Annotated in this window: 14 protein-coding genes and 1 tRNA gene; 2 read left to right on the top strand and 13 right to left on the bottom strand. The window is 73.1% G+C overall.

All coding sequences use genetic code 11. The features are described 5' to 3' along the window. Positions 1 to 2: 2 nt before the first annotated feature. The 3 genes from FB157_RS40465 to FB157_RS40475 form a co-directional block, all read right to left on the bottom strand. Positions 3 to 3,176, bottom strand: a complete 3,174-nt coding sequence (locus FB157_RS40465; RefSeq protein ID WP_145885836.1) for a BTAD domain-containing putative transcriptional regulator — start codon at positions 3,174 to 3,176, stop codon at positions 3 to 5. A gap of 460 nt (positions 3,177 to 3,636) precedes the next feature. Next, complete coding sequence (locus FB157_RS40470; protein WP_145885838.1) at positions 3,637 to 4,530, bottom strand: glycosyltransferase family 2 protein; 894 nt, start codon at positions 4,528 to 4,530, stop codon at positions 3,637 to 3,639. A gap of 200 nt (positions 4,531 to 4,730) precedes the next feature. Then, the gene (locus FB157_RS40475; RefSeq protein ID WP_145885840.1) at positions 4,731 to 5,948 is read right to left on the bottom strand and encodes a cation:proton antiporter; all 1,218 of its coding nucleotides are present in this window, start codon (positions 5,946 to 5,948) and stop codon (positions 4,731 to 4,733) included. A gap of 228 nt (positions 5,949 to 6,176) precedes the next feature. On the opposite strand from FB157_RS40475, the gene FB157_RS40480 reads away from it, so the two are divergent. Beyond that, positions 6,177 to 7,157 carry an ATP-binding cassette domain-containing protein gene (locus tag FB157_RS40480; RefSeq protein WP_145885842.1) on the top strand — a complete coding sequence of 327 codons (981 nt, stop codon included), beginning with the start codon at positions 6,177 to 6,179 and terminating at the stop codon, positions 7,155 to 7,157. Further along, a complete protein-coding gene (locus FB157_RS40485; protein WP_145885844.1) occupies positions 7,154 to 7,948 on the top strand; it encodes an ABC transporter permease in 795 nt (264 codons plus the stop codon). The genes FB157_RS40480 and FB157_RS40485 overlap by 4 nt, the downstream gene beginning before the upstream one ends. Here the strand turns inward: FB157_RS40485 and FB157_RS40490 are convergent. The 10 genes from FB157_RS40490 to FB157_RS40535 form a co-directional block, all read right to left on the bottom strand. After that, positions 7,926 to 11,072, bottom strand: coding sequence for a BTAD domain-containing putative transcriptional regulator (locus tag FB157_RS40490; RefSeq protein ID WP_145885846.1), 3,147 nt, complete (start codon positions 11,070 to 11,072; stop codon positions 7,926 to 7,928). The two genes, FB157_RS40485 and FB157_RS40490, sit on opposite strands and share 23 nt — an antisense overlap. Before the next feature lie 359 nt (positions 11,073 to 11,431). After that, positions 11,432 to 12,004: a DUF4232 domain-containing protein gene (locus FB157_RS40495; RefSeq protein WP_145885848.1), complete on the bottom strand. Its 573-nt coding sequence runs from the start codon at positions 12,002 to 12,004 to the stop codon at positions 11,432 to 11,434. Between the two features lie 574 nt (positions 12,005 to 12,578). Further along, positions 12,579 to 12,655 (bottom strand) — tRNA-Thr (locus FB157_RS40500). 109 nt (positions 12,656 to 12,764) lie between these two features. Then, positions 12,765 to 14,396: an alpha/beta hydrolase gene (locus FB157_RS40505; RefSeq protein ID WP_145885850.1), complete on the bottom strand. Its 1,632-nt coding sequence runs from the start codon at positions 14,394 to 14,396 to the stop codon at positions 12,765 to 12,767. A 96-nt stretch (positions 14,397 to 14,492) separates the two neighbouring features. Next, positions 14,493 to 15,698, bottom strand: a complete 1,206-nt coding sequence (locus tag FB157_RS40510) for a DNA polymerase III subunit delta' (protein WP_145885852.1) — start codon at positions 15,696 to 15,698, stop codon at positions 14,493 to 14,495. A 128-nt stretch (positions 15,699 to 15,826) separates the two neighbouring features. Then, entirely contained in the window at positions 15,827 to 19,120 is a 3,294-nt protein-coding gene (gene tmk / locus FB157_RS40515; protein ID WP_145885854.1) for a dTMP kinase, read from the bottom strand. A 135-nt stretch (positions 19,121 to 19,255) separates the two neighbouring features. Further along, positions 19,256 to 22,147, bottom strand: coding sequence for a type I DNA topoisomerase (topA, locus tag FB157_RS40520; protein ID WP_145885856.1), 2,892 nt, complete (start codon positions 22,145 to 22,147; stop codon positions 19,256 to 19,258). Between the two features lie 257 nt (positions 22,148 to 22,404). Beyond that, entirely contained in the window at positions 22,405 to 22,602 is a 198-nt protein-coding gene (locus FB157_RS40525) for a hypothetical protein (RefSeq protein ID WP_145885858.1), read from the bottom strand. Between the two features lie 279 nt (positions 22,603 to 22,881). Continuing rightward, positions 22,882 to 24,411 carry a class I SAM-dependent methyltransferase gene (locus FB157_RS40530; protein ID WP_186581901.1) on the bottom strand — a complete coding sequence of 510 codons (1,530 nt, stop codon included), beginning with the start codon at positions 24,409 to 24,411 and terminating at the stop codon, positions 22,882 to 22,884. A gap of 52 nt (positions 24,412 to 24,463) precedes the next feature. Then, complete coding sequence (locus FB157_RS40535; protein ID WP_186581902.1) at positions 24,464 to 25,090, bottom strand: small secreted protein; 627 nt, start codon at positions 25,088 to 25,090, stop codon at positions 24,464 to 24,466. Positions 25,091 to 25,098 lie beyond the last annotated feature (8 nt).

Below are 25,098 nucleotides of genomic sequence, written 5' to 3' on the forward strand. Positions count from 1 at the left end.
GCTCACGGGGCCGAGGCCTCGGCCAGCAGCTCGCGCAGCTCCTCCAGCACCGTCTGCTCGTCGGTGCCGTCCAGGGCCACGAGGGCCGCGCGCCAGGCGTCGTAGGCCTCCGGCCGCCGGCCCAGCTCGCGCAGCAGCAGCCCGTGCTGGTGGCGGGCGAGGCCGCCCATGTAGCGGTCGGCGCGGGCGTCGGCCCGGCGCAGCAGCTCGGTGCACTCCTGCGTGGCCCGCTCGGCCTCGCCCAGCCGGCGCAGCGCGCGGACCAGGCCGAGCCGGGTCTGCGACTCGCCGTGCCAGTCGCCGTGCCCGCCGAGGATGCGCAGGCTCTCCTGGAAGTGCCCGGCGGCAGCGGCCGGTTCGCCGAGGGTGAGGTGGGCGTAGCCGATGTTGCAGTGCGCGGAGTGCTGCACGATGACCGCGCCGATCTCGTCCCCGATCGCCAGCGAGCGCCGGTGCTGCTCGATGGCGGCCCGCGGGTCGGTGTGCTCGTAGAGGTTGCCGAGGTGGCTGTGGGTGACGGCCTCGCCGTAGGGGTCGTTCAGCTGCCGGGAGTGGGCGAGGCTCTGCCGCAGCGCCTCGCCGGACTCCTCGAACCGGCCGAGCCCCTCCAGCAGCAGCCCGCGGTTGTTCAGACAGCGCCGGATCCAGGACACCGTGCCCAGCCGCCGCCAGATCACGAGGGCCTGGTCGGTGAGGGCGAGGGCGTCGTTCTGCCGGCCGGTCAGGAAGTGCAGGCCCGCGAGGTCGCCCAGGGCGTACGCCTCGGCCGCCTCGTCGCCGAGCCGGCGCGCCGCGCCGAGCGCGGCCCGCCCCAGCACCTCCATCTCGGCGACCCGGCCGCTGCGCTGCACATAGGGGAAGAACAACCGGACGAGCGTGGACAGATGGGCGTCCCGGCACGCGCCGCCCGGGCCGGCGTTGCGCTCGACCAGCGCCACGATGTTCTCCAGCTCCACGTCGCCCCAGGCGAACGCCCGCTCGGCGGACTCGAAGGTGCCCAGGTCCGCCACGTCCGCCGCGTGCTCCGGCGGCTGGGCGGAGGTGGGCCGCAGACGGTCGTCCTGGTCGAGACCGGGCTCCACGATGGCGACGAGGGCCCGCTCGGCGGCGGCCGCGTACCAGCGCAGGGCGGTCAGGTCCGGATCGGCGCCGGTGGCCGGCTCGGCGCTCTGCCCGGCCAGTTCGCGGGCGAAGTCACGGACCAGGTCGTGCGGGGCGTAGCGGCCGTACTCCGTCTCCTCCAGCAGGGCCACGTCGACCAGCCGGTCCAGGGCCGCCTCGGCGCGGCGCGCGTCGGTGCCGGTGAGGCGGGCGACCAGCGGGGCGCCGTAGGTGGGCAGGTCGAGCGCGCCGATGCGGCGCAGGGCCAGGGCCGCGTCCCGGTCGGCCTCGCGTTCGGCGGCGGCGAGCGCGTCATGGGCGACCGCCAGGGACCGGCGGACGCTCAGGTCGTCGTACTCCAGGTGGTGCAGGCGGCCTTCCGTGGCGGCCAGTTGACCGGCCAGCACGTCCGGGGTGAGGGCCCGGCGGGCGGCCAGCCGGGCGGCGACGACCCGCAGCGCGAGCGGCAGCCTGCCGGTCAGCTCGACCAGGGCGTGGCTCGCGTCGAGCCCCTCGCGTCCGCTCACCGCGCGCAGCAGTGCCGCGCTGTCCTCGCCGGTCAGCGGGCCGAGCGGGAAGCACCGGGCACCGTCCAGGGCGGTCAGCGGCGAGCGGCTGGTGATGATCACGGCGCAGCCGGGCCCGGCCGGGAGCAGGGGCCGCACCTGGGCCGCGCTCGCCGCGTCGTCGAGCAACAGCAGGATGCGGGCCGGGGCGAGCAGGGAGCGGAGCAACGCGGCTGCGGCGTCCGGGTGTTCGGGGATGCTGCGGGGATCGGCCCCGAGATCGCGGAGCAGGGCGGTGAGCGCCTGGGACGAGGTGAGCGGGGCCATGCCGGGGGTCGCGCCGTGCAGGTTCACGTACAGCTGACCGTCAGGGAAACGTTCCCTCAGCTCGTGGGCCACGTGCAGGGCGAGGGCGCTCTTGCCCACCCCGGCCATGCCGCTGATCACGGCGAGCCGGCTCCGCCGGGTGGCGAGGGTGTGGTGCAGCGCCTCGGTCTCGGGAGCCCGGCCGGTGAAGTTCGCCGGGGGCGCGGGGAGTTGGGCCGGTGCGGGCGCGTGGGTGGAAAGCCGGCCTTCGGCCGGGGCCGGGTTCCCGCCCGTACGGCCCGTACCGCTCTCGTCGTCGGGCGCGGGTGAGCCCTGCGGGGGTTCCCCGCCGTCGGCGGGCGCAGGGGTGTAGACGCGCTGGGCGGGGACCCGGGCGCTTATCTCCCCTGCCTCCGGCGCCGGGGCGCCCCGCAGGACCTCCACATGGGCCTCGCGGACCGATGGGCCCGGTTCGATGCCGAGTTCCTCCACCAGGCGGGCGCGCAGGTCACGGTGGACGGCCAGGGCCTCGGCCTGGCGGCCGGTGCGGTGCAGGGCGAGCATCAGCTGACGGTGGTACGCCTCGCGCAGCGGATGCTCGGCGACCAGGGCCGCCAGCTCGGGGACGATTGCGGCCAACCGGGCTCCACCGAGCGCGATTTCCGCGTCGTACCGCCATTCCAGCAGGAACAGCCGCGCCTCCTCCAGGCGCTGCACGAGCGCGTAGCCGCCGAGATCGGCGGGGAGTCCGCTCAGCGGGGTGCCGCGCCAGAGCGCGAGCGCGGCCGTGCAGGGGCGCACCACACCGGCCCAGTCCCGCCGGGCGTGCGCGGCGCGCGCCTCGGCGACCCGGGCGTCGAAGACGTGCACGTCCAACTCGCCCTCGTCCACGCGCAGCAGATAGCCGGGCGCCACGGCCCGCAGCCGCTCGGGGTCGTCCAGCAGCCGGCGCAGCCGGGTGACGTGGTTGTGCAGGGAGGCCTGCGCGGAGACGGGGGGCGCCCCGCCCCACAGGGCGTCCTTCAGCGACTCGACCGAGACGACCCGGCCGGCCTCCAGCAGCAGCGCGGCGAGGAGGGCGCGGACCTTGGGGCTGCCGATGGCACGGACGAGGTTGTCCGGGGTGTCGGGAGTCTCCGGGGCAACGGGGGTCTCCGTGGTGCCGAGGGCACCGCCGGAGGCGTCGTACGAGATTTCGTGCGGCTGTCGGTCGTACAGTACGGGCGGTCCCAGCAGTCCGAAGCGCAGCTCGCACCGCCGCATCCCGCTCCACTGCCTTCCCGCGCGGTCCCGTACGACCATGCTGCGCGGCGGGCGTGCGCCCGCCGGTCCTTGGCGGAAATCCGCCCCATTCACAACGATTTTCCGCCAGCCACCATCTGTTGGCCGGGGCCGGAATCCGTTAGGGTTCCTGCCTACTAGCCCTGCCGCCCGGCTACTTCCGGCCAGCCGAACCTCGACCTGCGGACGAACCGTTGGCCACATGTTAGCGATCCGTTGGCGCGCCCTGATGTGATCTTTCCATCGGATCCGGCCCGACGGCGCGCGCGGCAAGTCGCGTAACTCGGGGGAGTGTCGCCGCAGGCCTGATCCGGGGACTCAAGGGTCCCCGGTCGGCGGAGGTGAACGACCGGGGACCTGTCCCGTCCCCTTCTCGCTTTCGGGTCCTCGCGTTCTCTCTTTCGGGTCCCCGCGCCTTCGCCGCGCCGGGGCCGCCCTCCGCTCAGATGACGGGCGGGCGCCCGAGCCGGGTGAGCCGCCACACCGTCCGCCAGCGCATCGGCCGCCGCTCGCCGGGCGACTCCCGCAGCCCCTCGGCGAACCCGCCGAACCAGGCACGCAGTCCGGCCGGGGAGCGGGTGCGGGCGAGGGTGAGCAGCAGCCATGCCCCCAGGTGCAGCGGGATGAGCGGCAGCGGCAGCCGGCGCCGGACGAGCCAGACCCGGTTGCGGGCGTTGACGCGGTAGTAGATGGCGTGCCGCGCCGGCGAGGTCTTGGGGTGCTGCAGCAGCAGTTCGGGGGCGTAGAGGATCTTCCAGCCGGCGTCGGCGGCCCGCCAGGCGAGGTCGGTCTCCTCGTGCGCGAAGAAGAACTCGGCGGGCCAGTCACCGGTCTCGGCCAGCATCGCCATGCGGAAGGCGTGCCCGCCGCCGAGGAAGCCGGTGACGTAACCGCCGCGCAGGGGGTCGGACTTGCCCACCCGGGGCACGTGCCGCTGCTGCGTCTCACCGTGCTCGTCGGCGATGCGGAAGCCGATGACGCCGAGACGCGGGTCGGCCGCGTACAGCTCGCGCACCCGGCGCAGCACGTCGGGGTCGACGAGCAGTCCGTCGTCGTCCAGTTCCACCACGGCGTCGACGTCGCCGTACTCCCGCAGCCGGGCCAGGGCGACGTTGCGGCCGCCCGGGCAGCCGAGGTTCTCCTCGACGTCGATGGTGGTGACCTCGCCCGGCAGGGACAGCCGCTCGGCGAACTCGGGCAGCCGGCAGCCGTTGCCGACGATCACGATGCGGGCGGGCGCGACGTCCTGTTTGGCCACGGACTCCAGCAGGGCGTCGACTTCGGCGGGCCGGTTGCCCATGGTCACCACCGCGACGGCGATCCTCGGCTCCACCACGTCCCTCACCCCATCCGGCCTACGGCGGCACCGGCGTCCTGACCGCGGGGCGCTCGCCGTTCACCAAGATGTTGCCTCAGATGCGCCGGTTCACCTGACGCAGATTCACTTTGCCGCCCCTTTGCTCCGGTTTTGTGAGCACCTTTCCCTGCGTCGCGGGAACTTGAGCCGTGCCCCTCCCCCGTGCCCCCTCCCCCGGCTCACCACGACTGCGCGCTCCCGACAACTCCCGACGGCCGCCCGGCCCTCTCGCCACGGCCCGCGCGGATCCGGAGAGCGAGGAGCGGAAAGACCGGGACGGAGAGCATGGCGGCGCCGACGAGGGCGGCTGCCTCGCCCGGGGCGATGGACCGGTCGGCGAGGCCGACGGTGGTGACGGCGACGACGAGGGGAAGGCACGTGGAGCCGTGCAGGAGCAGGGCGGCACCGTCCCGGCGGGTCAGGTCGGGCGGGGCGAGCAGATAGAGCGGCAGGCCGCGGACCAGGAGGAAGAGCAGCAGGAAGGCCGGCAGCAGAACGAGGGAACCGCCTCCGTGCAGCAGCGCGTCGAGGTCGAAGTCGATGCCCGTGACGATGAAGAGGAGCGGGACCAGGAAGCCGAACCCCATCGCCCCGATCCTGCTGAGCACTCGGACGCTGCGCTCAGGGCCGGCGGTGTGCAGGATCAGGCGGGTGACGACGCCGGCGGCGAAGGCGCCGAGCAGGATGTCCGGACCGAACGCACCGGCCAGACCGAGCACCGAGGCGAGCAGCAGCACGACGTACCCGACGGCGAACCGGCTGCCGCCGTCCGGGGTCCGGGCGACCGGCCGGGAGAACCGGGGCGGGCGGGGCCGCAGTGCCCACCACATGCCCGCCGCGGTCACGGCCGCGAGCGCCACCAGGACCACGGTGGCCATGGCCGGCCCGCGTCCGCTGAGCAGCGGGGCCATGGCGATGACGGGACCGAGCTCACCGGCCGCACCGAAGGCGAGGACGACCGTCCCGAAGCGACCGCGCAGATCCCCCGAGTCGCGCAGGACCGGCCGGACCGTGCCCAGCGCGGTACTGGTGAGCGCGGTGCCGATGACGAAACTCTTCGTGGTCTCACCGCCGGTGAGCGCGAACGCGACACCCAGGCCGGCCGCCAGGGAGATGACCCAGGCGGCGATCGAGCGGTTCAGGACGGTGCCGCGGACGGCCGCGAAGTCGATCTCGTACCCGGCGAGGAAGATCAGCACGGCCAGACCGAGGTTCGACAGGACGTCGATCGCGCGGTCGTGCCGGGCCCAGCCGAGGACGTCGGGGCCGACGGCGATGCCGAGCACGATCTCGAGGACGACCAGCGGGACGGGGATCCAGCGGCCGCTGCCGTACGCGAGCAGCGGCGCCAGCACCGCGACGGCCGTGATCAGGATGAGTGTCCCGGGATGCGACATGCCTCGCAGTATCCAGCCATTCGGCGGCAAAAGGGATGAAGCATCCGGCAGACACCCGGCGTCCCGCTCGGGGCACTCCCGCCACACCGCCGGCAGCCCGGTGGTACCGAGCAGGGCAGCTCATCGTGCGCCGCGGCGCGCGCCCGGCTACCCGGCACGGGGCCCGTCCCGCGCGGTTGAAACCGCGCTGAAACCACGCTGAACCGCCGCGGCCGCAAGCTCTGCGGCATGCCGACGACAGACCACGAACTCGCCATCGCAGCCACCGGGTTGCGCAAGTCCTTCGGAGACAGGACCGTCCTGGACGGCATCGACATCCAGGTGCCGGCCGGCACGATCTTCTCGCTGCTCGGCCCGAACGGCGCCGGCAAGACCACCGCCGTCAAGATCCTCTCCACCCTCATCTCCGCCGACGGCGGTCAGGCCCGGATCGCCGGGCACGACCTCACCGCCCAGGCCCAGGCAGTACGCGCCGCGATCGGCGTCACCGGCCAGTTCTCCGCCGTCGACGGCCTGATCACCGGCGAGGAGAACATGCTCCTGATGGCCGACCTGCACCACCTCTCCAAGCGCGAGGGACGACAGGTCACCGCCGAACTCCTGGAACGCTTCGACCTCACCGAGGCGGCGAAGAAGCCCGCCTCCACCTACTCCGGCGGCATGAAACGCCGCCTCGACATCGCCATGACCCTGGTCGGCAGCCCACGGATCATCTTCCTCGACGAACCCACCACCGGCCTCGACCCACGCTCCCGCCACACCATGTGGCAGATCATCCGGGAACTCGTCTCCGACGGCGTCACCGTCTTCCTCACCACCCAGTACCTCGACGAGGCCGACGAACTCGCCGACCGCATCGCGGTGCTCAACAACGGCAAGATCGTCGCCCAGGGCAGCGCCGAGGAACTCAAGCGCCTGGTCCCCGGCGGACACGTCCGGCTCCGCTTCAGCGACCCCACCGCCTACGAACGGGCCGCGACCGCCCTGCGCGAGGCCTCCCGCGACGACGAGTCCCTCGCCCTGCAGATCCCCAGCGACGGCAGCCAACGCGAACTGCGCGCCATCCTCGACTGGCTCGACGCCGCCGGCATCGAGGCCGACGAACTGACCGTCCACACCCCCGACCTGGACGACGTCTTCTTCGCCCTGACCGGCACGTCCGACCCCACCACCGACCCCACCACCACCGACAAGGAGACCGTCCGATGAGCGCCCCCGCCCACGCGTTCCGCGACAACCTCACGATGCTCCGGCGCAGCCTCCTGCACGCCCGCCGCTACCCGTCGCTCACCCTGAACCTGCTGCTCACCCCGGTCATGCTGTTGCTGCTCTTCGTCTACGTCTTCGGCGACGTGATGAGCGCGGGCATGGCCGGCGGCCACGCGGACCGTTCCGAGTACATCGCCTACATCGTCCCCGGCATCCTCCTCATGACCGTGGGCATGACCTCGCTCGGCACCGCCGTGTCCGTCGCCACCGACATGACCGAGGGCATCATCGCCCGGTTCCGGACCATGGCGATCTCCCGTGCCTCCGTGCTGACCGGTCATGTGATCGGCACCGTGATCCAGACGATGCTGGCCCTGGCGCTGATCCTGGGCATCGGGGTGGCCATGGGCTTCCGGCCCGACGCGACGCCGCTGGAGTGGATCGCGGCGGCCGGCCTGATGGCCCTGGTCAGCCTCGCCCTGACCTGGATCGCGGTCGGCATCGGCCTGGCCAGCCCGAACGCCGAGGGGGCCAGCAACCTCGGCATGCCGCTGACGATGCTGCCGCTGCTGTCCAGCGCGTTCGTGCCGGTGGACGCCATGCCCGGCGGGTTCCGCTGGTTCGCCGAGTACCAGCCTTTCTCCCCGGCCATCGAGACCCTGCGCGGACTGCTGCTCGGCAGCGAGATCGGCACGAAGAACGCGGTGCTGGCGGTCGGCTGGTGTCTGGCGCTGACCGTGCTGGGCTACCTGTGGTCCAGGGCCCAGTTCAACCGCGAGCCGCGGAGTTGAGTTCGCGCAGTGCCGTGGCCCGCAACTCCTCCTGGCCCAGGGTGGCGTACGCCGATCTCGCCTCGGCGTAGGCCGCCCTGTCGGCGTTCTCGGCCGCCTGCCGGGACCGCGCCGAGGACAGGGTGGGCAGGTCCCGCATCACCGGCATCCGCTCCGCCAGCGCCATCAGCCGTACCGCCGCCGTGTCGTCGCGGGCCAGCCCGGCGAAGCCGAGCGCCAGCAGCACCGTGCCGTACACCGACAGCTCCGGCAGATCCCCGGCGCCGGGCGAGCCGGACAGCATCCCGAGCAGCCGTACCCGCAGGTCCTCGGCCAGGTGGGCCACCGGCTCCAGCCGGCTGTGCTGCGCGTGCGCCGCGAGCGCGGCCGCCTGCACCTGGAGCGCCCACGAATCCAGGAAGGGATCACCGGCCACCAGCAGGCTGCTCTCCCGTAGCCCCTCCGCGGCCTGTCGCCACAGCCCGAGGCCGACCTCGGTCAGCCCCCGGGCCAGTGCGATCTCCGCCCGCGCCTGCAGCCCCTCGGGAGTGACGGCCTGGGCGTGCTCCGGCTGCCGGTCCGGGGACGCGAGGCCCAGCCAGTACTCCGCCTCGTCGACCTCCCCGCGCTGCAGGCAGGCGGACACCAGCCCGTAGCGGACGCCGATCGCGTCGGACCAGTCCCCGACCTCACCGAGCGCCTCCGCCGCCCGCAGATGGCCGTACGCCTCCGCGCCGCGCTCCGTCTTGAGGCACAACTCGCTGATCCGCCCATGGCTGAGCAGCATCAGGAACGGATTGCCGAGCGGCTCCACCGCGGTGAGCATCCGGCGGGCGCACTCGAGCGCCCGCTCCGTCTCGTACGTGGACTCCCACACATAGCTGGCGACGCCCGCCGCGATGCCCGCCAGCATGGGCTCGTCGGCGTCGCACAACTCCTGCAGCCGCGCGTACCGCGGCGGATGTATGTCCGGGACGGCGCCCAGCACGACGGCCAGTGCCCGCGGCACGGTGTCCGCCGGGGCGGGCGGCAGACGGCGCAGGGTGGCGAGCTGGCGCACGGCGTGCGGGCCGTGGCCCATGAAGAGCCCGGCCGCGCACACCACCGCCGCGCTCCGGGCCGCCTCCAGGTCCTCGGGGTCCTGCGGCCCCGGGCGGAAATGGGACAGCGGCCCGCCGGTCTCGGCGGCGAGGGCGGTGAGCCGGGCGTAGTTGTTGCCGGCGGACCACACGCAGGCCAGCGCGGCGGTCACGGCGGCGACGGCCGGCGCGTCGGCGCGGGCCAGGGCGTGCCGCAGCGCCAGGACGAGATTGTCCTGCTCGGCACGGACGCGGCCGAAGGCGGCCAGCGCGTCACCGCCGAACAACGCGTCGTGGTGCACCCGTCCGAAGTCCCGGGCCCAGCGCAGGAACCGGCCGGTCACCGCCTCGCCCTCCCCCGCCTCCTCCCGCCGGGCGGCGCTGAACTCCCGCAGCGTCTCCAGCATGTGGAAGCGCACCCCGGACGGGCTGTCACCCACCTTGACGAGGGACTGGCCGGCCAGCTGCTCCAGCAGGTCCAGCGCGCCCCCGGTCTCGCCGAGCACGTACTCCGCCGCGTCCACGGTGAAGCCCCCGGGGAAGACCGACAGCGCGCGCAGCGCCGCCCGGCCGTCGCTCTCCAGCAGGTTCCAGCTCCACTCGACCACGGCCCGCAGCGTGCGATGCCGTTCGGGTGCGTCCCGGGCGCCGCCGCGCAGCAGCGCGAAACGGTCCTGCAGGCGGCGGGCGATGTCGGCCACGGAGAGCACCCGCACCCGGGCCGCGGCGAGTTCCACGGCCAGCGGCAGCCCGTCCAGATGACGGCAGATCTCGGCCACCCGGTCGGCGGGCAGCTCGACGCCGGGCCGGGCGGCCCGCGCCCGCTGCTCGAAGAGTTCCACCGAGGTCGCGGGGGACAACTCGGGCAGCGCGTACACGGACTCCGAGGTCAGCCCGAGTGGTGCCCGGCTGGTCGCCAGCACCCGCAGCTCCTTCGACCGCGCCACCAGCGCCTGGACGAGACCGGCCGCACCGGCGAGTACGTGCTCGCAGTTGTCCAGCACCAGCAGGGCGGGGCCGGACCCCAGCGCGGCGACGATGCCGCTCACCACGTCCCCGCCGCCGGCGAACTGCCGGACGTCCCCGGTGCCGACCGCCGAGGCCACCTCGTCGGCCACGTCCTCGTCGGCGGTGACACCCGCCAGGGCGACGAAGTGCACCAAGGGCTGCGCGGCCGCCCGGCTCACCGCGTACGAGAGCCGCGTCTTGCCCAGCCCGCCGGGGCCCACGACGGTGACCACCCGCGCGTCGCGCAGCAGCCCGGCGACGGCGACGACGTCGGCGTCCCGCCCCAGCAGGGGGTTCGGCTCGTGCGGCACGCCGTGGCGGACGGACGGGGTGTCCGCACGCAGCAGCTCCTGGTACACGGACCTGAGCCGGGACCCCGGATCCGTGCCCAGCTCGTCGCGCAGCCCGCGCCGGTAGGCGTCGTACCGGGTCAGCGCCGCGGCCCGGCCCGCCGTGGCCGCCTCGCAGCGCAGCAGCTCCGCCAGCACCTCCTCGTCGCGCGGCAGTTCGCGGACCAGTTCGGCGAGCGGCGCCGCGGCCTCCTCCCCGCGCCCCAGCCGCGCCAGCGCGAGCGCCCGGTACCGGACCAGCGAACGGAACGCCAGGACCCGGTCGGCACGCAGCGCCGTCACCGGATCGTGCCGTTCCTCGGCCTCCCCGGCACCCAGGCTGCCGTCCCACAGCGCCAGCCCCTGCTCGGCCCGCGCCAGGGCACCCTCATGGTCCCCCGCTCGCGCGCACCCGGCGCTCGCGGCCTCGTACGACAGCAGCGCCGAGCTGTCGACCTGCGCCTCGTCCAGCGCGAGCCGGTACCCCGTCGGTGTGCTCACGATCAGTCCGGCCCCGAACTGTGCCCGGAGCCGCGACACCAGTATCTGCACCGCCTTGCCCGGCCGCTCGGGCAGCTCCTCCGCCCACAGCCCCTCGACCAGCCGGCCCGTACTGCACCCGGTACGCAGCTCCCCGGCGAGCAGGGCCAGCAGTCCACGCAGCCGAGGCGCCGTGATCTCCTGTCCTCGACAGGAGACTCGGGGCAGCAGGGTCAACTCGGTCGTCACGCCTGAAGACTAGCCAGCAGGGCGCCGAACACACTCCCGAATCCGCCGCCCTCACAGGCCTCGCCCCAGAGATCCGAACCAGCCCGTCAGGGGGATCTCTCTGGACCACCCAACGGCAGAACCCCAGGTCAGAAGCATCTGACCTGGGGTTCTCATGGAGCCGCTTTCGGGATTCGAACCCGAGACCTACACATTACGAGTTGTGCGATCTTGCTCCGGGGGCGTCCATGGACATCCACTGCAGGCCTTGCGCACCTGGTCAGCCTCCATGTCGGACGGCCACGGACGGAAGCGGACCGCCCGGGAACCAGCGCGTTGCGATCGTCGTGCAGGCTGCTCGATTTGTGGGGACGGTGGGGTCAGGAAGGCTTGACCGCCGAGACCGGGGTGACGGTCACCTTGTTGTCGCACTCGGCCCACCACCCGTCGTTCAGGGCGACCTGGTGCTTCCCGGAGCGCGGCAGCCCGATGACCATCGTCGGAAACGCCTTCGGGGTCTTGCCCGAGACGCAGTAGCCGTCGCCCTCCCCCTGGACCTGGACGAAGGTCAGCTTCACCCACGCCTTGCCGTGCGGCCGGACCGTCACGGTGGCCGCCCTGCCGGTGGTGGTGATCTTGAGCGGGGTGTTGTGGGTGGGGGAGCCGTTGCCGGCGCCCGCGACCGTCGTCGGATGGCCCTTCAGGACGCACGTCCTCTTGGAGACGTTGGTGAACTGCACGACCGCCGCCCCGGTCCCGGTCCCGACGGGCCGGTGGGCGGCCTGCCAGGCGCTGACCTGGAGGGCGGAGGCCGGGCAGGCGGGCGGCGGGGTGGAGGTGGTGGTGCTCGCCGCCATGGCGGTGCCGGGCAGGATGCCGGTCACCGCCGCCGCGACGGCCGTGACCGCCGTCGTCGCCAGAGCCGCCCTGCGAATGCCGTTGCTGTGCCGCATGCTGTGGTCCCCCTGAGTCGTTTCGTCCGCGGGTTTCGGTCGTCGGTTGTTGCCCCGCGGTACGCGTGGTCGTGGTACGTGAGTGCAGACGGGGCGGGAGAGCAGCGTGGTTCCGGGCGGCGACTACTTGTGACGGAACGGTGACGACAGGCTGCACCCGCGCAGATGGCCGTCAGGGCAGACAGAAGCACCTCCAGCGCGCCACGGCTTTACCACGCCCCCGGCGCGTACCGAAGGTGCGCTGAGTCGCTGACCTGCGGCGATCAAACTCCGATGACACAAACTCGCGTCCGTCGAAGTCCGATGGCATCCGATGGCAAACGGTCAAGATCCAGGGGCACGGGACAGCCGGTCCGGCCTCCAACTCGCTCCGTAACAGACCGCGCGGCGAGCGGTCTCCGACCTGCCTCCCTCCTCGCGAGGGCCCCGCCGTCCCACAGCCGCGGCACAGCAGCTGAGGCCATGGCGCAGTCACCCATTCCAGGCCGCGTGGCCCATGCCGACAGCCCGCGCCGCCGGCGTATGCGCTGAACGACAGAACCCCAGGTCAGAAGCATCTGACCTGGGGTTCCCATGGAGCCGCTTTCGGGATTCGAACCCGAGACCTACGCATTACGAGTGCGTTGCTCTGGCCATCTGAGCTAAAGCGGCGCGTTGCCCGCACTTATGGTGCGATCAGCAACGTCGGTAAGTCTACACAGTTTCCGGAGGTGCTTCGCACACGCCCCGGAGCGCCGGCGTCCGGGGCGGGCCAGAGGGTCTATGAGCAGCGCTTTCCTGCGGGCGGCGGGGTGCCGTGGAGGAGGTAGGTGTCGATCGCCGAGTCGATGCAGGAGCTGCCGCGGCCGTAGGCGGTGTGGCCGTCACCGACGTAGGTCAGCAGGCGGCCCGAGGAGAGCTGGCCGGCCAGGGAGCGGGCCCAGGGGTAGGGCGTGGCCGGGTCGCGGGTGGTGCCGACCACGACGATGGGGGCCGCGCCCTTCGCCTCGATGCGGTGCGGTTCGCCCGTGGCCCTCACCGGCCAGTACGCGCAGTTCAGGGAGGCCCAGGCCAGGCTCTCGCCGAAGACGGGGGACGCCTTCTCGAACTGCGGGACGGCCTTCTCCACTTGCTCGGGGGTGGTGAAGGCGGGCGGCAGGTCGAGGCAGTTCACGGCGGAGTTGGCCATCATCAGGTTGCTGTAGTGGCCGTTCGCGTCGCGTTCGTAGTAGCTGTCGGAGAGGGCGAGCAGGCCCGCGCCGTCGTTCTTCTGCATCGCCGAGGTCAGCGCGTCACGCAGCTGCCCCCAGGTCCCCTCGTCGTACATCGCCGCGATCACGCCGGTGGTGGCCAGTGGCTCGCCGAGCTTGCGGTGGCCCGCGTCGTCCGCCGGGATGGGGTGGGCGTCCAGCTTGCGGAAGAAGGCCTGGAGATGGTCGCCGACCTGGGCGGGTGTCGTGCCCTTGCCGCCGAGCGGGCAGTCGGGCTGGCGTACGCAGTCCTTGGCGAACGCCTGGAACGCCGTCTCGAAGCCCGCCGTCTGGTCCAGGTTGAGCTTCCGGGCGTCCAGGGAGGGGTCCATCGCCCCGTCCAGCACCAGGCGGCCCACCCGGTCCGGGAACAGCCCGGCGTACGTCGCTCCGAGGAAGGTGCCGTACGACGCTCCCACATAGTTCAGCTTGGGGTCGCCGAGCACCGCCCGCAGGATGTCCATGTCCCGCGCCGCCTCGACGGTGGACACGTGCCGCAGCAGCTTCGCCGAGTGCGCCCCGCAGCTGTCGGCGAACGTCCTGTACTCGCTGACCAGCGCGTTCGTCTCCCGCTGGTCGTCGGGCGTGTTGTCCGTCTGCGTGTAGGCGTCCATCCGGCGCCCGTCGAGGCATTCGACGGGCTCGCTGCGGGCGACGCCCCTGGGATCCATCGCGACCATGTCGTAGCGCGCGCGGATCTCGGCGGGGTAGCCGATGCCCGCGTACTGCTGGAGGTAGTCGATCGCGGAGCCGCCCGGGCCGCCGGGGTTGACCAGCAGCGAGCCGAGCGGCCGCTCCTTGCCGGTGGCCTTCTTGCGGGCGACGGCGAGCCGGATGTCACCCGAGCCGGGCTTGGCGTAGTCCAGCGGCGCCACCATCGTGGCGCACTGGAAGCCGGGGGCACCACAGCTGCGCCAGTTCAGGTGCTGGTTGTAGTACGACGACAGCGCCGACGGGGTGGACCGCGGCAGTGCGGCCAGCGCCGCCTCCGCCGCACGGCCGGACGACGCGGTCGAACTGCCGGCGGAGCAGGCGGAGACGAGCAGCGCGGCGGACACGAGCAGGCTGCCCGAGAGGCGCGCGCTCGCCCGGCGGGTCCGGTTTCGGGTCCGGGGTCCGGTCCGGGTGGCGTGCTTCCGGCGGGGGGAGGGCCAGGTGTGCATCGGACGAGCGTAACGCTGAGCGACGGGATGGGTGCGGTGCGTTCATAGTGTGGCCTCGTACGGGGGACGCGGTCCGTCAACCACCGTACGCCCGGCTCACCCCGCCCGCAGTGCCATCGTCATCGCCTCCACCGCCAGCAGCGGAGCCACGTTGCGGTCCAGCGCCTCGCGGCAGGCGGCGATCGACTCGATACGGCGCAGCGTGGCCTCCGGGGTGCTGCCGCGGGCCAGCCGCTCCAGGGCGTCCTCGGCGTCGCCGTTGGCGATGGCGACGCGTGAGCCGAGCTGGAGGGCGAGGACGTCGCGGTAGAAGCCGGTGAGGTCGCCGAGGGCCACGTCCAGGCTGTCGCGCTGGGTGCGGGTTCTGCGGCGCTTCTGCATGTCCTCGAGGTCCTTCATCACGCCCGCCGTGCCGCGCGGCAGCCGGCCGCCCTGGACCGCGCCGAGCGCCGCCTTCAGCTCCTCGGTCTCCTTGCCGTCCATCTCCTCGGCGAGCTGCTTGGCGTCCTCGGCGGCCGCGTCGACCAGCTCCTGGGCCGCCTTGAGACAGGCACCCACCTCGTCCAGCCGCAGCGGGAGCCTCAGCACGGCGGCGCGGCGCTCACGGGCCGCCGGGTCGGTGGCCAGCCGGCGGGCCCGGTCGACATGGCCCTGGGTGGCGCGGGCGGCGGCCGCGGCGACCTCGGGTTGGATGCCGTCACGGCGGACGAGCATGTCGGCGACCGCCTCCACCGACGGCGTCCGCAGGTTCAGGTGGCGGCAGCGGGAGCGGATCGTGGGCAGGACGTCCTCGATCGAGGGGGCGCACAGCAGCCAGACCGTCCGCGGGGCGGGCTCCTCGACGGCCTTGAGGACGGCGTTGGCCGACTTCTCGTTCAGCCGCTCGGCGTCCTCGACCAGGATGATCTGCCAGCGGCCGTTCGCTGGGGAGGTGAACGACTTGCGGACCGTGTCCCGCATGTCCTTCACCAGGATCTCCGCGCCCACGGCGGCGACCGTGGTGACGTCCGCGTGGGTGCCGAGCAGCGCGGTGTGGCAGCCGTCGCAGAATCCGCAGCCGGGTGATCCGCCGAGGGCGCGGTCGGGGCTCACGCACTGCAGGGCGGCCGCGAAGGCCCGCGCCGTCTGGTTCCGGCCCGCTCCGGGCGGGCCCGTGAACAGCCAGGCGTGAGTCATCTTCGACGCCTCCGGCGGCGGCTGGTCCGCCGCGGCGGCCGTGACCAGGGCGTCGGCGTCCCGGGCCGCGGCGTCGAGCACCGCGCTCACCTTCTCCTGCCCGACGATGTCGTCCCACACGGTCATGGGTCACGCCGCCCTTCCGTCACATTCCGCGTTCCGCCATCCATTGTGCGGGTGGGCACTGACAACGACGGCGACGCCCGTCAGTGCGCCCGAAACACGCTCCGACGGGCGCCGCCCGATGTCCTCGCTCAGCCGCGGCGACCGCGACCCCGGCCGCGGCGGCCCTGGTCCTCGCCCGGCTCCCCGTGCTCCTGCTCGTCGTACGACCCCAGCAGCTCGTCCGCCAGGGACGGCAGGTCGTCCAGCGGGGTCTCCTCGGCCCAGTCCGAGCGCGGCCGGCGGCGCGGCGTGCCGTCGGCGTCGAGCTGCGGCATCTCGCGCGTACGGCTCTCGGAGCCGTCGGGGGCCGCGCCCGGCCGCTCGTCCCGGAAGAAGCCGGGTGGCATCCGGTCCGCCGGGGCGCCGCCCCGCACGGGCGGCAGTACGGCGGTCTCGTCGGCGGCGCCGGGGGTCACCGGCGGCAGCACGGCCGTCTCGTCGACGGACACCGGCGGCAGTACGGCCGTCTCGTCCGCCGCACCGGGCGTCACCGGCGGCAGCACCGCGGTCTCGTCGGCGGCCGCGGACGCGGCCGGCGGCTGCGGCAGCTCGGCCGTCACCTCGGAGTCGGGGCCTGCGCCGCGCTTGCGGGCCTCTCCGGCCCGCTCCTCGCGCACCGGCCGCAGCACCGTCGTCTCGTCCGTGCCCGGCGACACGACCGGCGTCGGCACGGTCGCCGCGTCCGGGGTCATGCCCGGCACCGCGGGCTGCGGGGTACTGGGCTTGAGAGCGGCCACGTCGGCCGCGGCCGCGGCCTCGGCCGCCTGCCGTCGGGCCTGCTCCGCGCGCAGCAGGGCCTCCTCGGCCTTGCGCTGCTTCTCCAGGCGGCGCGCTTCCTCCTCGGCACGCAGCCGGGCCTGCCGGGCCTCTTCCTCGGCGCGCAGCCGGGCTTCCTCCTCGGCCTGCTTGCGGCGCCGCTCCTCCTCGGCCCTGCGGCGGGCCTCCTCCTCGGCGCGGGCCTTCTCCTCGGCGAGGAGCCGCTGTCGCTCCTCCTCCGCCCGGCGCCGTGCCTCCTCGGCCCGCTGCCGGGCCTCCTCCGCCTGCCGTTCGGCCTCGCGGCGCTGCGCCTCCTCCAGCTCGCGGCGCTTGCGCTCCTCCTCCTCGGCGCGCAGCTTGGCGAGCTGCTCCTCGCGCTCGCGCTCCAGGCGCTCCTCCTCGGCCTTGCGCGCGGCCTCTTCCTCGGCCTTGCGGCGCGCCTCCTCCTCGGCCTTCTTCCGCGCCTCCTCCTGGGCCTTGACCTCGGCCTCGGAGAGCGGCAGCACGGTGTCGAGCCGGTGCCGGATCACGGTGGTGACGGCCTCGGGCTCCTGCGCGGCGTCCACGACCAGGTAGCGGCCCGGGTCGGAGGCGGCGAGCGTGAGGAAACCGGACCGCACGCGCGCGTGGAACTCGGCGGGCTCCGACTCCAGCCGGTCGGGCGCCTCGGTGAACCGCTCGCGGGCGGCCTCCGGCGCGACGTCCAGCAGGACGGTGAGGTGCGGGACGAGCCCGTCGGTCGCCCAGCGGTTGATGCGGGCGATCTCGGTCGGCGACAGGTCGCGGCCCGCGCCCTGGTAGGCCACGGACGAGTCGATGTACCGGTCCGAGATGACGACGGCGCCGCGCTCCAGGGCGGGCCGTACGACGGTGTCGACGTGCTCGGCCCGGTCTGCGGCGTACAGCAGTGCCTCCGCGCGGTGCGACAGGCCCGCCGAGGACACGTCCAGCAGGATCGAGCGCAGCCGCTTGCCCACGGGGGTGGCGCCCGGCTCGCGGGTGAGGACGACCTCGTGGCCCTTGGCGCGGATCCACTCCGCGAGGGCCTCGGCCTGGGTGGACTTGCCGGCGCCGTCGCCGCCCTCCAGAGCGATGAAGAAGCCGTTCGCCGCCGGGGCCTGGACGGGGTCGTCGCCGCCGAGCAGCGCGTCCTTCAGGTCCTGGCGCAGCGGGACACCGGAGCGGTCGTCGACCTTGGCGAGCACCAGCGCGGCCACCGGCAGCAACAGCGCGCCGACCAGCATCAGCGTGAAGGCGGCACCGCCGTGCGCGAAGACGAACCTGCCGTTCTCCAGCCGGTGCGGGCCGATCAGCGCGGCGACCAGGGGGGCGATCAGGGCTCCGAGCGCTATGAAGACGCGCACGACCGCGTGCAGGTGCTCGGTGGTGCGGGCCCTGCGGTACTCCTCGGTCTCCTGGTCGAGCAGGGCGTGCCCGGTGTTCGCGGCCACGCCCGCGGTGACGCCGGCCAGCGTGACGATCAGCAGCACGGTGGTGACGTCCGGGACGAGCCCGGCGGCCAGCAGGGCGATGCCGGTGAACGCGATCGCGAGGGCGAGGAGCCGGCGGCGCGAGAGCGAGGGCAGCACCGAGGGCGCCGTCCGGATGCCGACGGCGACACCGCCGGTCAGACCCAGCACCTGCAGGCCGTACAGGACCGGGCCGCCGCCCAGGTCCTTGGCGTGCAGCACGCACACCGCGACCGCGGCGGCGATGGCTCCGGCCACGGCGGCGCAGGCGGGGACGAGCAGCGGGATGGCGCCCGTGCGGCCCTTGTCGATGCCCGTGCCGGTGCGCGGACGGCGCAGGCCCTCCAGCGGGGAGCGCGGGCGCGGGGTACGCGTGCCCGGCAGCTGCAGGAAGGTGACCACGGACAGGGACGCGGCGAAGAGTCCGGCAGCCACGTACGACCCGAGGGCCGCCTGGTGCTCGTCGAACCAGGCCACCACGGTGCCCAGCAGGTTGTTCAGCAGGCCGGCGACCACCAGGGCGGCGGCGGCCAGCGGGACCGCCAGGAAGCTGGTGCGCAGCGCGAGGCGGCGCAGGGCGTCCAGGTGGTCCGGCAGCGGCCGCACCGTCGCCCCCTCCGGGGGCGGGGCGGGCAGCAGGGCGGGCGCCGCGCTCTCCCGGCACACCGTCCACAGCCGCTCGGCGACGCCGGTGACGAAGGCGGTGACCAGCAGGACGGCGAGTGCGTTGTCCGGGGTCCAGTCGATCCACAGGGGCGCGACGATCAGCAGCGCGGCCCGCACACCGTCGGCGCCGGCCATCGTCCAGCGGCGGTCGAGCGGGCCGTCCTGGGAGGTGAGCGTGGTCAGCGGGCCGAGCAGCACCGCGCCGAAGAGCAGCGCGGCGAGGATGCGCGCCGCGAAGACGGTCGCCACTGCGAACGCCACGCCTCGGTAGCCGCCGCCGAAGGAGCCCTCGAGGACGGCCGCCTGGAGGACGAGAAGGACCAGCACGAACAGTGCGAGGGCGTCGCCGACACCACTCACGAGCTGCGCGCTCCACAGGCGCCGAAGCTCCGGTCGGCGCAGCAGGGAGCGGACGGCGCGCTCGCGGGAGTCCGCGACGAGGGCGTCGTCCGGTTCGGTGGTGGGGGCCGTTGGCTGCTCGGCTCGCGTCATGCGTTCAGCCTATCGGCAGTCACCGACAGCACACCCAGGCTGTCCGGGCGTGCGTACGCCCCGACACCAAAGTGATGCCGGGGCGTTCGTTTCGCGAAGCCGGAACGGCGCGACGGGCGCCGTTCCGACGGAGCGTCAGTCCTCCGCGCCGGAGGCGGTCGCCTTCGAAGCCGTCGCCTTCTTGGCCGTCGTCTTCTTCGCCGTGGTCTTCTTCGCCGTGGTCTTCTTCGCCGTGGTCTTCTTCGCGGCCGCGGTCGTCTTCTTCGCCGCCGTCTTCTTGGCGGCGGTGGCGGTCTTCTTCGCCGGAGCGGCCTTCTTGGCCGTGGCCTTCTTCGCCGTCTTCTTGGCGGGGCCCTTCGCCCGCTTCTCGGCGAGCAGCTCGAAGCCGCGCTCCGGAGTGATCGTTTCCACACTGTCGCCGGAGCGCAGGGTCGCGTTGGTCTCGCCGTCGGTGACGTACGGGCCGAAGCGGCCGTCCTTGACCACGACCGGCTTGGCGGAGACCGGGTCCTCGCCCAGCTCCTTCAGCGGCGGCTTGGCGGCCGCGCGGCCCCGCTGCTTCGGCTGGGCGTAGATCGCCTGCGCCTCCTCCAGCGTGATCGTGAAGAGCTGCTCCTCGGACTGCAGCGAGCGCGAGTCCGTGCCCTTCTTCAGGTACGGGCCGTAGCGTCCGTTCTGCGCGGTGATCTCCACGCCGTCGGCGTCGGTGCCGACCACGCGCGGCAGCGACATCAGCTGGAGCGCGTCCTGCAGGGTCACCGTGTCCAGCGCCATGGACTTGAAGAGGGAGGCGGTGCGCGGCTTGACCGCGTTCTTGCCGGTCTTCGGGGTGCCCTCGGGGAGGATCTCCGTGACGTACGGGCCGTAGCGGCCGTCCTTGGCGACGATCATGTTCCCGGTCTCCGGGTGGGCGCCCAGCTCGAAGTCGCCGCTCGGCTTGGCCAGCAGTTCCTCGGCCAGCTCGACGGTCAGCTCGTCCGGCGCCAGGTCGTCCGGGATGTCGGCGCGCTGGTGCTGCTCGGTGTCCTTCTCGCCGCGCTCGATGTACGGGCCGTAGCGGCCGACGCGCAGCACGATGTCGTTGCCCACCGGGAACGAGGAGACCTCGCGGGCGTCGATCGCGCCCAGGTCGGTCACCAGTTCCTTGAGGCCGCCGAGGTGGTCCCCGTCGCCGTTGCCCGCGTCAGCTGCGCCGCCGACGCCCCCCGCGGCGAAGCCGCTGCCGGGCGCGGTCTCGCCGAAGTAGAAGCGCTTCAGCCACGGCACGGCCTGGGCCTCGCCGCGGGCGATGCGGTCGAGGTCGTCCTCCATCTTGGCGGTGAAGTCGTAGTCGACGAGCCGCCCGAAGTGCTTCTCCAGGAGGTTGACCACGGCGAAGGACAGGAAGGACGGCACCAGGGCCGTGCCCTTCTTGAACACGTAGCCGCGGTCGAGGATCGTGCCGATGATCGACGCGTACGTCGACGGGCGGCCGATCTCGCGCTCTTCCAGTTCCTTGACCAGGGAGGCCTCGGTGTAGCGGGCCGGAGCCTTGGTGGCGTGGCCGTCGACCGTGATCTCCTCGGCGGACAGCCCGTCGCCCTCGGCGACCTGCGGCAGCCGGCGCTCGCGGTCGTCCAGCTCGGCGTTCGGGTCGTCGGCACCCTCGACGTAGGCCTTCAGGAAGCCGTGGAACGTGATGGTCTTGCCGGAGGCGCTGAACTCGACGTCCCGGCCGTCGGCGGCGGTGCCGCCGATCTTCACGGTGACGCTGTTCCCGGCCGCGTCCTTCATCTGGGACGCGACGGTCCGCTTCCAGATCAGCTCGTAGAGCTTGAACTGGTCACCGGTCAGTCCGGTCTCCGCCGGGGTGCGGAAACGATCACCCGAGGGGCGGATCGCCTCGTGCGCCTCCTGGGCGTTCTTGACCTTGGCGGCGTAGGTGCGCGGCTGCGGGGGCAGGTAGTCGGCGCCGTACAGCTGCGTGACCTGGGCGCGGGCGGCCGCGATCGCGGTGTCGCTCAGCGTCGTGGAGTCCGTACGCATGTACGTGATGTAGCCGTTCTCGTACAGCTTCTGCGCGACCTGCATCGTGGCCTTCGCGCCGAAGCCGAGCTTGCGGCTGGCCTCCTGCTGCAGCGTCGTCGTGCGGAACGGGGCGTACGGCGAGCGGCGGTACGGCTTGGACTCGACCGAGCGCACGGAGAAGCGGGTGTTCTCCAGGGCGGCGGCGAGGGCGCGGGCGTTCGCCTCGTCGAGATGGAGGGTGTTCTCGCTCTTGAGCTGTCCCAGGGAGTCGAAGTCACGGCCCTGCGCGACGCGCCTGCCGTCGACCGTCTGCAGGCGGGCGACCAGCGTCGACGGGTCCGACTGATCCCCCGCGCGGCCGGTCGCGAAGGTGCCCGTCAGGTCCCAGTACTCGGCCGAACGGAACGCGATGCGCTCGCGCTCGCGCTCCACCACGAGCCGGGTCGCGACCGACTGCACACGGCCTGCCGACAGGCGCGGCATGACCTTCTTCCACAGGACCGGCGAGACCTCGTAGCCGTATAGGCGGTCGAGGATGCGGCGGGTCTCCTGGGCGTCGACCATGCGCTGGTTGAGATCGCGCGGGTTGGCGACGGCCTCGCGGATCGCGTCCTTGGTGATCTCGTGGAACACCATGCGCTTGACCGGGACCTTGGGCTTCAGGACCTCCATGAGGTGCCACGCGATGGCCTCGCCCTCGCGGTCCTCATCGGTGGCGAGGAAGAGCTCGTCGGAGTCCTTCAGTAGGTCCTTGAGCTTCTTGACCTGGGCCTTCTTGTCGGCGTTGACGACATAGATCGGCTCGAAGTCGTGCTCGACGTCCACGCCGAGGCGGCGGACCTCGCCGGTGTACTTCTCGGGCACCTCGGCGGCGCCGTTGGGAAGGTCACGGATGTGCCCGACGCTCGCTTCGACTACGTAGCCGGGGCCGAGGTAGCCCTTGATCGTCTTCGCCTTGGCAGGCGACTCGACGATGACGAGTCGGCGGCCGCCCTGTGCGGTCTCGCTGGTCGGGGACAACTTCGCTCTTCTCTCCGGTCGACGCTGTGGCCTCCCCAGGCCCTGGTCCCGGGGTCGCGGCGTACTTCTGGCTCGTGTGACGCTGCGGAGTGTGACGGTACATCCCGCCCCCGTGTCAAACGGGAAAAGCCCACAACGGCCACTCGAACGGTAACCCGACTACCGGCATTCCTGCCGCCCGGAGTGTCCGGTGACGTCTCGCCCTCTGTCCGGAGCGTGACGCTCCCGTTACTCGTACGGCAGTACGACCGCCGACGTCAGAGGCGGGTGAGGCAGTACCCGGCGAGGCCCAGCGCGATGGCTCCGGCGGCACCGGCGAGGGTGGCCGATGCGACCTGGTTCACACCCTGGGCGACTGGTTCACCACGCCGCACCCGGGTCCCGGTCCACACCAGCAGAGCGCCCCCGAACAGGGCGAACACCACTCCCGCGAAGATCGCCGGCCCGCTCTCCATGGCCCGCCCGCCCCCTTCTTGCCGTCCGCCCCTACCCAGCGCGGGGAGGTTGGCACGCGCGGGAGACGGGCGGGCGACATCAAGGTGAACGGAAGGTCGACGTGACGTCGAACACATACTCGAACGAGATCGGCCCGGTCCGGCACTCGTAATTTTCCGGCCGTTTTACCGGCACCGGCGCGTCCGGCCCGTGCCACCGGCATACGACGCCGATCCGGACGCGGGTACGACGGCTCGGGTAGCCGGACTACGCACCCGGCCCGGCCGCCGTACCCCGCCTCACACCACCGGCTCCAGGAAGCCCTGCTCCACCAGCAGCCGGATCTGCGCGGGCGTACGGTCGCGCAGCAGCACCGGGTCCTCGCCGACGAGCTGGGCGATGGCGTCCAGGATGCGGCCGGCGCTCAGCGAGCCGTCGCACACGCCCGCGAAGCCCGCGCCGACCGTGTCCACCTTCGTGGCGCGGCGCATCCCGCGGTGCTGGCGCAGCACCACGTGCTCCGGGTCCTCGGCGCCGGGCAGCCCGACCTGCTCCTGGACCACTTCGGCGACCAGCCTGAAGTGACCTTCGAGCAGGGCCGCGTCGTCGTACTCCCGGAGGAAGTCGAGGCGGTCGAAGTGCGCCCGGATCGCCTCCCCGAGCGGCTGCTCGACCGGGTGCGGCCACTCCTCCACGGTGACCGAGGGCTCGGCTGCCCCGGTCCTGCGCAGGGTGATCCAGCCGAAGCCGATCGCCTTGACCTTGCGCGCCTCGAACTCGTCGAGCCAGGCGTCGTACCGCGCCTGGTACTCCGCGGGGTCACCACGGTGGTCGCCGGCGTCCCTGAGCCACAGCTCGGCGTACTGCGTGATGTCCTGCACCTCTCGCTGCACGATCCAGGCATCGCACCCGCGCGGCACCCACGACCTGAGTCTGTCCTGCCAGTCCTCCCCCGCGACGTGCTGCCAGTTGGCGAGGAACTGCGCGAACCCGCCCTCGTTCAGCCGTTCCCCCGCCTGCTGAACGAGCGAGCGGCACAGATCGTCCCCGCCCATCCCGCCGTCGCGGTACGTCAGCCGGGCACCCGGCGAGATCACGAACGGCGGGTTGGAGACGATCAGATCGAACGTCTCGCCGTTGCGGACCGGCTCGAACAGCGAGCCCTCGCGCAGGTCGGCGGCGGGCGCGCCGGAGAGCGCGAGCGTGAGCGCGGTGATGTGCAGCGCGCGCGGATTGAGATCGGTGGCCGTCACGCGCGTGGCGTGCTGGGAGGCGTGCAGCGCCTGGATGCCGGAGCCGGTGCCGAGGTCGAGCGCGGAGGCGACGGGCGTACGGACGGTGATGCCGGCGAGGGTGGTGGAGGCGCCGCCGACACCGAGGACGACGGCCTCGTCGCGCCGGCCGATGCCGCCCGCGCCGCCGACCGCACAGCCCAGGTCGGACACGATGAACCAGTCCTCGCCGCCGGGACCGCCGTAGGGCCGTACGTCCACGGTCGCGGCCACCTCGTCGCCGCCCACGCGCATCAGCCACCCGCCCGCCAGGGCCTCCTCGACCGGCAGAACGGCCGCCACACGCGCGTGCGGTGCCGGCTGCTGGAGCAGGAAGAGCCGTACGAGCGTCTCCAGCGGCGTGTCGCCGCGGGTGGCCCGCAGGGCGGGCACGGTCTCGCTGCGGGCCAGCGCCGCGTAGGCGGGGGCACCGAGCAGATCGAGCAGCCCGTCGGCGGTGAAGGAGGCGGCGAGGAGGGCGTCGCGCAGACGCGCGGCGACCACGGGCCGGTCGATGGCGGGCAGGGGGGCGAGGCCGGAGTCAGTCACACCCCCCATTGTGGCCCGCCGAGGCGGCCGGGGACCGCCTCAGCGCGGGCCGCGGGCCGTGTCAGCCGGTCGTCGCTGGGGCCGACGCCGACGCCGACGCGGCGACCTGACAGCTGGGCTGCTTGGCGATGGCCGCCTGGACGTCGCCCTGCTCCAGCCGCTTCAGCGCCTCCGTGCCGCTGTTGCTCTGCTTGCCGATCTGCTTCGTCTGGTCGGCGACCTCGTGCAGCCCCTGGGCGAACTTGCCCTGGTCCTTGGTGTCGAGACCGTCGACCTGCTTCTTCAGGTCGGCGTACGAGGAGGAGAGACCGTCCAGGTTCTTGGCGGCGTCCTGCTGCCGCTTGGCACCGCCGTCGACGCCGGGGGGCGCTCCGGCGCTGCTGATGGCCGCGGCGAGCGCCTTGTATCCGTCGGCCATGTCCTGGAAGGCCTGCGCGTACGTCGCCTTGGCCGTCTTCGGCGGCAGGTTGCTGTCCGTGGCGATCTTGGCTATCGAGGCGTTCGCCGTCCTGATCTTCGCGTCCTGAGCGGGCACCGCGTCGCACACCGTCTTGGCCCAGGCCACCAGCTTGGGGTCGGGTCCGCTGTCCTTGTTACTGCTGCTGCATCCCGACAACGCCACTACCAGTACCGCACCGCCGGACAGTGCGGCCGCGAGCTTCTTGTTCACCGGATTGGTCCCTTCCATGGCTCTCG

Origin of the sequence: Streptomyces sp. BK340, from assembly GCF_007827595.1 — a bacterium.
GTDB lineage: Bacteria > Actinomycetota > Actinomycetes > Streptomycetales > Streptomycetaceae > Streptomyces.

What these genes read in the sequence shown, in the direction of transcription:
- tmk (WP_145885854.1), bottom strand. Translation starts at nt 19,120, where the DNA reads ATGACGCGAGCCGAGCAGCCAACGGCCCCCACCACCGAACCGGACGAC.
- FB157_RS40480 (WP_145885842.1), top strand. Translation starts at nt 6,177, where the DNA reads ATGCCGACGACAGACCACGAACTCGCCATCGCAGCCACCGGGTTGCGC.
- FB157_RS40485 (WP_145885844.1), top strand. Translation starts at nt 7,154, where the DNA reads ATGAGCGCCCCCGCCCACGCGTTCCGCGACAACCTCACGATGCTCCGG.
- FB157_RS40530 (WP_186581901.1), bottom strand. Translation starts at nt 24,411, where the DNA reads ATGGGGGGTGTGACTGACTCCGGCCTCGCCCCCCTGCCCGCCATCGAC.
- FB157_RS40505 (WP_145885850.1), bottom strand. Translation starts at nt 14,396, where the DNA reads ATGCACACCTGGCCCTCCCCCCGCCGGAAGCACGCCACCCGGACCGGA.
- FB157_RS40495 (WP_145885848.1), bottom strand. Translation starts at nt 12,004, where the DNA reads ATGCGGCACAGCAACGGCATTCGCAGGGCGGCTCTGGCGACGACGGCG.
- FB157_RS40535 (WP_186581902.1), bottom strand. Translation starts at nt 25,090, where the DNA reads ATGGAAGGGACCAATCCGGTGAACAAGAAGCTCGCGGCCGCACTGTCC.
- FB157_RS40465 (WP_145885836.1), bottom strand. Translation starts at nt 3,176, where the DNA reads ATGCGGCGGTGCGAGCTGCGCTTCGGACTGCTGGGACCGCCCGTACTG.
- FB157_RS40525 (WP_145885858.1), bottom strand. Translation starts at nt 22,602, where the DNA reads ATGGAGAGCGGGCCGGCGATCTTCGCGGGAGTGGTGTTCGCCCTGTTC.
- FB157_RS40475 (WP_145885840.1), bottom strand. Translation starts at nt 5,948, where the DNA reads ATGTCGCATCCCGGGACACTCATCCTGATCACGGCCGTCGCGGTGCTG.
- FB157_RS40510 (WP_145885852.1), bottom strand. Translation starts at nt 15,698, where the DNA reads ATGACCGTGTGGGACGACATCGTCGGGCAGGAGAAGGTGAGCGCGGTG.